We start from the raw sequence: 832 nt of genomic DNA on the forward strand, positions 1-832 counted from the left end.
GCTTCACTCGCTCGACGATGCCTTCATCGCGCAAAAGCTTCAGGTTCGCGACGGCAACGGCCGCCGCGACCGGGTGGCCCGAATACGTGAGGCCGTGATTGAATTCGCCGTTGTCGATGATCGGGCGCGCGATGCGCTCGTGAATGCCGACCGCGCCCATCGGCACGTAGCCCGACGTCAGGCCCTTGGCCATCGTGATCAGGTCCGGCTCGAAACCGAAATGCTGATGCGCGAACCATTCGCCGGTGCGCCCGAACCCGCCGATCACTTCGTCCGCGACGAGCAGGATGTCGTACTTGCGGCAGATCCGCTGGATTTCCGGCCAGTACGTCGACGGCGGGAAGATCACGCCGCCCGCGCCCTGGAACGGCTCGCCTATGAACGCGGCGACGTTCTCCGCGCCCAGTTCGAGGATCTTCGCTTCGAGTTGCTGCGCACGTGCGAGGCCGAACGCTTCGGGCGTCTCGCCGGCCTGCGCTTCGCCGAAGAAGTACGGCTGGTCGATGTGCACGATGTGCTCGACCTTCGACGGCATCTGCTCGTGCATGTAGCCCATCCCGCCGAGCGTGCCGCCGGCGATCGTCGAGCCGTGGTAACCGTTTCTGCGCGAAATCACGTATTTCTTCTGCGGCTTGCCCTGCACGCGCCAGTACTGGTGCACGAGGCGCAGCACGGTGTCGTTGCCTTCCGAGCCGCTATTGCAATAGAAGAAGTGGTTGAAGCCTGCGGGCGTCACTTCGGCGAGCATTGCCGACAGCTCGATCACCGGCGGGTGCGTGGTCTTGAAGAACGTGTTGTAGAACGGCAGTTCCTGGAGCTGGCGATACGCGGC

1 protein-coding gene is annotated in these 832 nt (G+C 64.1%); it reads right to left on the reverse strand.

What is annotated here, in order from left to right:
- Positions 1-832: aminotransferase (locus J7024_RS37020; RefSeq protein WP_234746065.1), on the reverse strand; the 832-nt coding region annotated here is incomplete at both ends.

The organism is Burkholderia sp. WTPI3, from assembly GCF_021483755.1.
Classification (GTDB): Bacteria; Pseudomonadota; Gammaproteobacteria; order Burkholderiales; family Burkholderiaceae; genus Burkholderia.